The sequence below is a fragment of the Psychromonas sp. psych-6C06 genome, assembly GCF_002835465.1.
GTDB lineage: Bacteria > Pseudomonadota > Gammaproteobacteria > Enterobacterales > Psychromonadaceae > Psychromonas.
Genome location: NZ_PIZM01000007.1, coordinates 177,225 through 183,541, shown reverse-complemented (window position 1 = coordinate 183,541; position 6,317 = coordinate 177,225). Strand labels below are relative to the sequence as shown.

Below are 6,317 nucleotides of genomic sequence, written 5' to 3'. Positions count from 1 at the left end.
AGCATTACGCTGTTCAATAACGACGTCAAACACCGATATCAATCACGTCTCCCCAACCAGGACTCTTCCATTTGAAGTGCAGTAAATATTTGAGCTAACTTGTACTAATTACCCGTGAGGCTTAACCATACAAACTCTAAGAGTTTTGTGTACCAAGACGAGTCGAAAGACTATAAAAGAAATGCTTGCGAAGCATATTTTACGAAATTGCAGATTTTAAAGAACGATTCAAAGAACAAACCCTATCGGAAGATTAATAAAAAGACATTAATCTCCTAACGGGTAAACATTTTGAGCTTAGGCTCAAAAGTTTTCATTAGCTTTTCTAATTAACTTTTTTGTTTGGCGACAATAGCGCTGTGGTCCCACCTGATTCCATTCCGAACTCAGTAGTGAAACGCAGTTGCGCCGATGGTAGTGTGGGGTCTCCCCATGTGAGAGTAGGTCATCGCCAAACGCCTAATACGAACAATCCCTGTTGACTACGTCAGCAGGGATTTTTTCGTTTTAGGCATTTGATAAATGAAGACCTACTCTCACATGGGGAAAGGTGAACAGCCTGCCGTAGGTAGTAGCAAATCATGGGATAGTAGGGCGAATATAGCGAAGCGATGGCTCATGAGCAATGTCCACCCATCGCCAAACGCCCAATAAAAACCCCCTGTCGAGTTAGTTCCCGACAGGGGGGGGGATTGCCTATGATTTATGATGAGCTACGGAGAGAGTAGGGCGAGTATCGCGACAGCGATGTTTCACGAGCGGGTGAGCTCTGCGAACCCTTTCCATCGCCAAACGCCTAATACGAACAATCCCTGTTGACCACGTCAGCAGGGATTTTTTCGTTTTATGGATTTTAAAAATGAAGCATAGCTAAGTGCTTGCCGTAATTGGATAGAAATAAATGATTAATACCAATTCCGCTAATATAGTGATCAAATATTACGCAGGAAAAAGGAGTTAGTTCAAGGCGAAAATTGATGCAAATGGTTGTTCCCTTTACGAAATTTTTAGCGCTGAAATAGCTTCTTTTAACCAGTAATATTGAACAGTTATTTAGTGGATTTGCTATAATAACCACTTCTTAAGCACTTTAATATTTAGTACAACATGGGTAGATTGTTTGTCGCTACATTGATGTTGGGCTAACTGGTTGTTTTCTATGAGTGTTTTATCGTCAGCGCATGGGGCCTAAACACAGACTAGTTGCTATGACTGCATAACTTCAGCTCAATGCTAACGTGATATGTTTTTCTGCGAAATGTAACCCCTTACTTTGGGCTGTTTTTTGTAGCTCAGGGAACCTTGTACATAACTCTGCCGTATGTATCGAATCTACTTCGCGTACGTCATGGTAAGTACACCAGAATTGCATACTCATATTTGGCATTGCGTGAATTTTCTTTCCGTTACCTGAGTTACTAGTGTAATAAACCTCACCTTTCAATCGGTTAACACCGGTTACCTTTCTCCATGTTCCATTATTACAGAGCAGTACTTGTCCACGAGAAAATATCATATCTATTACCTTTTCTTGAGTGTCTATTATTAGTTATAGCTTATTTACGTTTTATTTATTTTATAAACTGCTTTTATATACAATCCCGTGCACATATTAGCCATATTTTTATTGTTCTCATTTTTTCCATTAGATATTAACAGTTGATGTTACAATTACTTTTCCGTAAAGATTTAGCATAGATATTTAAGGTTTTTTGATGAATGCAATCGAGTTAACAAACATTAAGAAGGTATATAAAGGTGGTGTTGAAGCATTGAAAGGGATCTCTTTAGCCGTTAAAGAGGGAGATTTCTACGCATTACTTGGACCAAATGGTGCTGGTAAGTCGACTACTATCGGTATTATCTCCTCTTTGGTGAATAAGACATCTGGTACTGTTAGTATTTTTGGTTTTGACCTTTCAACGCAGCTTGAACAAGCTAAACAACAAATAGGGTTAGTTCCACAAGAGTTTAACTTTAACCAATTTGAACCTCCCTTACAGATTCTCGTTAATCAAGCGGGTTATTACGGCATTAAACGTAGAGACGCCCTAGTACGCGCTGAAAGATTTCTTAAGCAACTCGATCTTTGGGAGAAAAGAGATCAACCTGCACGTGAGCTTTCTGGTGGTATGAAACGCCGTTTAATGATCGCTCGTGCTTTAATGCATGAACCACGTTTACTTATCCTTGATGAACCTACAGCGGGTGTTGATATTGAGGTTCGCCGTTCAATGTGGGAGTTTTTACAGCTGATCAATAAGCAGGGCGTTACTATTATTTTGACTACCCATTATTTAGAAGAAGCAGAAATGTTATGTCGTAATATCGGCATTATCGATAAAGGCAATTTAGTTGAAAATACCAGTATGAAATCTTTGCTTGCGCGACTTGCTACAGAAACGTTTATTTTTGATGTTGACCCACCTACACACTTACCAAGTAGTAATTTCTTCACAATTAAACAAACGGATGAAGTCACACTAGAGATTGAGCTTGATAAAGAACAATCTTTAAATAAAGTTTTTTCAGAGCTTAGTGCGCAAGGGATTAGAGTGAATAGTATGCGTAACAAAGCGAATCGCTTAGAAGAGTTGTTTATTGAATTGGTAGAAAAGGGATCAGATAATGTTAAATCGTAATTACTTTATTGCTCTAAAGAGTATTTGGCGTAAAGAGACGAATCGTTTTTTACGTATTTGGGTGCAAACATTGGTGCCACCTGTGATTACTATGAGCCTTTATTTCGTCATTTTTGGTAACCTAATTGGCTCAAGAATTGGACAAATGAGTGGCTTTGATTATATGTCATTTATTGTTCCTGGCTTAATCATGATGTCGGTAATAACAAACTCCTATTCTAATGTCGCATCATCATTCTTTAGTGCGAAGTTCCAGCGTAATGTTGAAGAGCTATTAGTCGCTCCTGTCCCTAATTACGTTATCGTTTGGGGTTATATTGGTGGTGGTGTCGCCCGAGGTTTAATGGTTGGTTTTCTGGTTACTTGTGTCTCCCTATTTTTTGTCGACTTGCATATCTTTAATGTTTTCATTCTCATACTAAGTGTCTTATGTACATCCGTCCTCTTTTCAATTGGAGGTTTATTAAATGCAATTTTCGCTAAAACTTTTGATGATATTAGTATTATTCCTACATTCGTATTAACGCCATTGACGTATCTTGGAGGGGTATTTTACTCAATTACTTTACTACCTGATTTCTGGCAGACTGTTTCCCATTTTAATCCCGTGTTTTATATGATAAACGCATTTCGCTATGGTTTTTTAGGCGTCGCTGATGTGTCGTTAACTTGGTCATTTTCTGTGATTGCTATCTTCATTGTTATGCTTTACGGTCTTGTTACAGTCCTTTTAAGCAAAGGGGTAGGTATCCGCTCATGAATGAATTAGGAAACTCACGCACTATTAGCAGTAATCAGCCGGGGTTACATGAGCAGTTAGATGAAGTGGTACTAAAACACTTACAGCATCCATTTCGTAAACCTTACCAAACGCATACCTTTGAAGCATTTAAAGAGATAGAGAAGTGGGTGGAGCAACAAGGAAAACCCATTATCTTTGATTCATGTTGTGGGGTTGGTGAAAGTACTTATCACCTTGCTAAGGCACATCCAGAAGCCATTATATTAGGTATGGATAAATCTGCAGACCGATTGGGTAAACATGGATTTGAAGAGATAGATAATTACCGTTTATTACAGGTTAATCTTAATGATTTTTGGCGTCTGGCGGTGGAAGCTAACTGGACACTTTCTCATCATTATTTGCTTTACCCTAACCCTTGGCCAAAATCTAAGCATTTACAGCGTCGCTGGCATGGAAGTGCTGTTTTTCCCTCTATTATTGAATTAGGTGGCGAGTTAGAATTACGTAGTAATTGGGACATCTATATCAAAGAGTTTGCAAGAGCATTAACTTTAGCCGAGCAAAGTTGTAAAGTTGAGCCTTACAAGTCGGAAAAGGCGATAACCCCTTTTGAACGAAAATATTGGGCGAGTGGACAAAATTCATTACGCTTAACCTCAACCCTCCGCTAAATTGTAATTTAGCATTATATTAATCAAGGATGATGATATGAAAATTAAAACGTTATTAACTTCGAGTTTATTAGCTATTTCTTTAACTGCCTCATTAACTGTTAGTGCAAACCAAGTCGCAGGCGCAAATAAAACCAATCCGTTAGCTATTCCTTTACAGGCTCATACTGCGAAAGACATGTGGGAAAGCTTTTTTAATCAATGCTGGTCTTATGACTTTGTTGAGAAAGAAGAACTTGAAAGTAGTTTAACTGCATGGCAAAAACGTAATGCGAATCGTTGGCAGGTATATTGGCTATTACTGGAGCAAGCGGCGGACCAGAATGAAGCATTTAATGCTAGTTACACTAAATTTAAAAAGCAAAGTTTGGCTCGCGCGCAGCAACAGGCTAAGTCCCAGCATGCTAAATTTGATGAGGCTGGCAAAAAGCAGCTGTGTGATAAATTAGTGGTGATGCTTAATGATCCACGTTCCGATCTACCGGAAGATACAACGAAGAAAACCCAGAAAAAAAATCAAGAGGGTGTCGCTGTTATTGGTAAATAACAGTTAATTGAAATTTTATTGCCCTTTATTCGTTCTATTATGTAATAGCGCCAATAAAGGGATAATTTATGTTAATTAAAAATAGTGTTAAATCCGATCTTAAAGAATCATCTCTAACCGATGAAAGCCATTATATTGAGCGACGTTCATTATTAAAAAAGCTTGGATTTGGGCTTGCTTCTGTCCCGTTTATTCCAAATGCACAAGCGGGACTATTTGACCTGTTTTCAGATGCGCCCGATGCGCCTGATAATAGTGGTTTAATCTTTAGGCGTAAACCTTTATCGTTTTCTCAGCCTGAGGAATATCGATCATTATCGCCACTCACGCCTGAAAAAAAGGTGCTTCAATATAATAATTTCTACGAGTTTGGCACCGGTAAATCAGATCCTTTTGAATATGGGCAACAGTTTAAAGTTGATCCTTGGTCACTCACTATTGATGGCTTAGTGGATAAACCGGTGACGCTTAATTATGAAGATCTTTTAAAGCGTTTTGCTATTGAAGAGCGCTTTTATCGTATGCGCTGTGTAGAAGGGTGGTCGATGAATATCCCTTGGCTAGGCTTTACATTAGCGACGTTACTTAAATCGGTTTCCCCTCAATCATCTGCGAAATATGTGCGTTTTGAAACTCTACATGATGAAACACAAATGCGTGGCCAAGCATCAAGGCGCGTTGGTGGAGGTATCGATTACCCTTATGTCGAAGGGTTACGCTTAGATGAGGCAATGAATCCACTTACGCTTCTCTCGGTTGGCTTATATGGGCAAACGCTCGCGCCACAAAATGGGGCTCCTATTCGTTTGGTTGTGCCATGGAAGTATGGCTTCAAAGGTATCAAATCCATTGTGCGCATTACATTAACCGATAAAGCGCCATTGAATACTTGGAAAAAAATTGCTCATTCTGAATATGGCTTCTATGCCAATGTAAACCCTAATGTTGATCATCCTCGTTGGAGCCAAGCGACGGAGCGCTTTATTGGTGCAGGGAGTGTGTTTGCACAGGAGCGTAAAAAGACCTTGATGTTCAATGGTTATGGCGACGAAGTGGCACATTTATATGAAAACTTAGACTTAAAAAGAAACTATTAATGAAGTTATCAGTTCGCGGTGTTTTTTACTTAAAAGTCGCTATTCACCTCGGTGCATTAGCGACTTTTATTTGGCTTTTCTATTTAGTCGAACAGGATCTGTTAGGGGCAGATCCGGTGAAAGAGTTAACCCACTTTTTAGGTAAAACGTCCCTTAATTTTTTACTATTAACCCTATTGGTAACGCCTGTTATTAAACGTTTCAAGCAACCTTTATTGATCCGCGTAAGACGCTTATTAGGCTTATACAGTTTTTTCTGGGTGTGTTTACATTTATTGGTCTTTATATGGTTAGATTTACAATGGGAGTTTCAGTTGTTTTTTGAAGAGGTGATAAAGCGTCCCTACCTCAGCTTAGGAATGCTCGCTTGGATAATCCTGCTTTTACTGAGTATTACCTCTATAGATGCAATTCGACGCGCAATGAAGCGTAAATGGCTCACTTTACATCGTTTTGTTTATTGGGCGGTGTTATTTGCCACTATTCATTATTATTGGTCGGTTAAATCGGGGCTTATTGAAGCTACTGTGTACCTTATTATCTGTGCCTATTTATTAGTAGAGCGTAAACAATATTTTCAACGCTTAATAAAACCCCATTAGCATTTAAAATGAT

7 protein-coding genes and 1 rRNA gene are annotated in these 6,317 nt (G+C 38.8%); 7 read left to right on the top strand and 1 reads right to left on the bottom strand.

Annotated features, from left to right (window positions below):
• The first annotated feature begins 341 nt into the window (after positions 1 to 341).
• Positions 342 to 457 (top strand): 5S ribosomal RNA (gene rrf, locus CW745_RS11765).
• A 765-nt stretch (positions 458 to 1,222) separates the two neighbouring features.
• Here rrf and CW745_RS11760 read toward each other — a convergent pair.
• Positions 1,223 to 1,516 carry a hypothetical protein gene (locus CW745_RS11760; RefSeq protein WP_101108880.1) on the bottom strand — a complete coding sequence of 98 codons (294 nt, stop codon included), beginning with the start codon at positions 1,514 to 1,516 and terminating at the stop codon, positions 1,223 to 1,225.
• A gap of 199 nt (positions 1,517 to 1,715) precedes the next feature.
• Here CW745_RS11760 and CW745_RS11755 point away from each other — a divergent pair, with 199 nt between their 5' ends.
• The 6 genes from CW745_RS11755 to CW745_RS11730 all read left to right on the top strand — a co-directional run bounded on the left by CW745_RS11755 (position 1,716) and on the right by CW745_RS11730 (position 6,304).
• Positions 1,716 to 2,642, top strand: a complete 927-nt coding sequence (locus CW745_RS11755) for an ABC transporter ATP-binding protein (protein ID WP_101108879.1) — start codon at positions 1,716 to 1,718, stop codon at positions 2,640 to 2,642.
• Positions 2,629 to 3,402 carry an ABC transporter permease gene (locus CW745_RS11750; protein WP_101108878.1) on the top strand — a complete coding sequence of 258 codons (774 nt, stop codon included), beginning with the start codon at positions 2,629 to 2,631 and terminating at the stop codon, positions 3,400 to 3,402. Before CW745_RS11755 ends, CW745_RS11750 begins: the two co-directional genes overlap by 14 nt.
• Complete coding sequence (locus tag CW745_RS11745; RefSeq protein WP_101108877.1) at positions 3,399 to 4,058, top strand: SAM-dependent methyltransferase; 660 nt, start codon at positions 3,399 to 3,401, stop codon at positions 4,056 to 4,058. Before CW745_RS11750 ends, CW745_RS11745 begins: the two co-directional genes overlap by 4 nt.
• 37 nt (positions 4,059 to 4,095) lie before the next feature.
• The gene (locus CW745_RS11740; protein ID WP_101108876.1) at positions 4,096 to 4,605 is read left to right on the top strand and encodes a hypothetical protein; all 510 of its coding nucleotides are present in this window, start codon (positions 4,096 to 4,098) and stop codon (positions 4,603 to 4,605) included.
• A 68-nt stretch (positions 4,606 to 4,673) separates the two neighbouring features.
• Positions 4,674 to 5,702: a protein-methionine-sulfoxide reductase catalytic subunit MsrP gene (msrP, locus tag CW745_RS11735; RefSeq protein ID WP_101108875.1), complete on the top strand. Its 1,029-nt coding sequence runs from the start codon at positions 4,674 to 4,676 to the stop codon at positions 5,700 to 5,702.
• Positions 5,702 to 6,304 carry a protein-methionine-sulfoxide reductase heme-binding subunit MsrQ gene (locus CW745_RS11730; RefSeq protein ID WP_101108874.1) on the top strand — a complete coding sequence of 201 codons (603 nt, stop codon included), beginning with the start codon at positions 5,702 to 5,704 and terminating at the stop codon, positions 6,302 to 6,304. The genes msrP and CW745_RS11730 overlap by 1 nt, the downstream gene beginning before the upstream one ends.
• Positions 6,305 to 6,317 lie beyond the last annotated feature (13 nt).

What these genes read in the sequence shown, in the direction of transcription:
- CW745_RS11760 (WP_101108880.1), bottom strand. Translation starts at nt 1,516, where the DNA reads ATGATATTTTCTCGTGGACAAGTACTGCTCTGTAATAATGGAACATGG.
- CW745_RS11750 (WP_101108878.1), top strand. Translation starts at nt 2,629, where the DNA reads ATGTTAAATCGTAATTACTTTATTGCTCTAAAGAGTATTTGGCGTAAA.
- CW745_RS11745 (WP_101108877.1), top strand. Translation starts at nt 3,399, where the DNA reads ATGAATGAATTAGGAAACTCACGCACTATTAGCAGTAATCAGCCGGGG.
- CW745_RS11730 (WP_101108874.1), top strand. Translation starts at nt 5,702, where the DNA reads ATGAAGTTATCAGTTCGCGGTGTTTTTTACTTAAAAGTCGCTATTCAC.
- CW745_RS11755 (WP_101108879.1), top strand. Translation starts at nt 1,716, where the DNA reads ATGAATGCAATCGAGTTAACAAACATTAAGAAGGTATATAAAGGTGGT.
- msrP (WP_101108875.1), top strand. Translation starts at nt 4,674, where the DNA reads ATGTTAATTAAAAATAGTGTTAAATCCGATCTTAAAGAATCATCTCTA.
- CW745_RS11740 (WP_101108876.1), top strand. Translation starts at nt 4,096, where the DNA reads ATGAAAATTAAAACGTTATTAACTTCGAGTTTATTAGCTATTTCTTTA.